Origin of the sequence: Sphingopyxis sp., from assembly GCF_036402335.1 — a bacterium.
Taxonomy (GTDB): Bacteria; Pseudomonadota; Alphaproteobacteria; order Sphingomonadales; family Sphingomonadaceae; genus Sphingopyxis.
Genome location: NZ_DASWTD010000656.1, coordinates 1 through 1,609, shown reverse-complemented (window position 1 = coordinate 1,609; position 1,609 = coordinate 1). Strand labels below are relative to the sequence as shown.

The 1,609-nt window shown below is 69.2% G+C and carries 2 protein-coding genes; both read right to left on the bottom strand.

What is annotated here, in order from left to right:
* Positions 1–836, bottom strand: an 836-nt coding sequence (locus VGD20_RS20995) for a radical SAM protein (RefSeq protein WP_331136311.1), incomplete at its 3' end; no start/stop codon positions are given.
* A partial coding sequence (gene dapF, locus VGD20_RS20990) for a diaminopimelate epimerase (RefSeq protein WP_331136310.1) occupies positions 833–1,609 on the bottom strand: 777 nt, incomplete at its 5' end. The genes VGD20_RS20995 and dapF, both read right to left, overlap by 4 nt.

The window sequence follows — 1,609 nt, the reverse complement described above, 5'->3', positions numbered from 1 at the left end:
TTCATCCGCGTCAGCACCATATCGTCGCCGGCCTGCAGCGAGAGGTGGACGTGCGGCATCACGCGCTTTTCCTGCGTCAGCAAGGCGAACAGCGCGTCGTCGATCCGGTCCGGGTCGAGTGAGGAGAGGCGGAGGCGTTCGACCGGTAGCGCGAGCAGCGCCTCGACCAGTGCGGCAAGGGTCGCGCCGCTGTCGTCGCCGTAGCTCGCGAGATCGACGCCGGTGAGGATGATCTCGCGCTGGCCGCGGTCGAGGGCGGTTTGCGCGGATGCAGCGACCGCATCGATGCTCGCCGACCGCGCCGTCCCGCGCGCGAGCACCGTCGCGCAAAAGGTGCAGCTGTGCGAACAGCCGGTCTGGACGCCAAGGAATGCGCGCGCGTGATCGGCGCCAGAGAGGGCGGGGGAATAAGGACGGCCCTTCGACAAGCTCAGGGCAAACGGTTGATGGGTTGATCCATTCCCTAAACCCGTTCGTCCCCGGACCTGATCCGGGGTTGTCGAAGCACCGTTCTGTTCTTCGATGCGATAGCTCTCGGCCAAACCCTTTGCGTCATTGGACACCACCCGCGCGCCCATCGCGGCGAAGGTCTCGCGTTCCAGTTCGGCCGCGCATCCGGTCACGACCACCTCGGCGTCCGGCCGCTCGCGGAGCGCGCGGCGCACCGCCTGCCGCGCCTGCCGCACGGCTTCGTCGGTCACCGCGCAACTGTTGAAGACGATCGTGCCCTGTGCGCCCGCGGCGTGCACGGCCGAGCGGATGGCCTCGCCCTCGGCGATGTTCAGCCGGCAACCGAAATTGACGACCTCCTGGCGGTCGGCGAGGGAAGCGCTCATCCGAATTGCGCCCAGTCGGTCTCACCCTCATAGACGCGCGTCGCGGCGCCGCTCATCACGATCGGCTCGCCCGGCGCCCAGCGGATGACGAGGTCGCCGCCGGGCAGCGACACCGTGACCGGCGACTGGACCAGCCCCGCGCGGATCGCAGCGACCGCGGTCGCGCACGCGCCGGTGCCGCACGCCTGCGTGAGGCCCACGCCGCGTTCCCAGACGCGCAGCTGCAGCTGGTTCTCGCCGTCGAGGCTCGCGACGTTCACATTGACGCGTTCGGGGAACAGCGGGTCGGTCTCGATCCGCGGGCCAAGCTCGCCGAGCGCGACGGCATCGGCTTCGGGAACGAAAAAGACGATGTGCGGATTGCCGACATTGACCCCGACACCATGCTCGAGCTCGTCCCACGCGACGGGCATGTCGCGCGTGTCCATCGGCATCGCGAGCGGGATATGTTCCCAGTCGAACGCCGGCTCGCCCAGCGTCACTTCGGCGCCGCCGTCGGCGGGGGTGACGCGCAGCATGCCGCCCAGCGTTTCGATCACCGCGGGCTTGCCGATCAGCGTCGCGACGCAGCGGGTTGCATTGCCGCACGCTTCGACCTCGCCGCCGTCGGCGTTGAAGATGCGCATCTTCACGTCCGCGGTCGCCGACGGTTCGAGCAGGATCAGCTGGTCGCACCCGATGCCGTGGCGGCGGTCGGCAATCGCATGCGCGCGCGCCGGCGTCATCTCGACGGGCGCCACGCGCGCGTCGATCACGACAAAATCGTTGCCGAG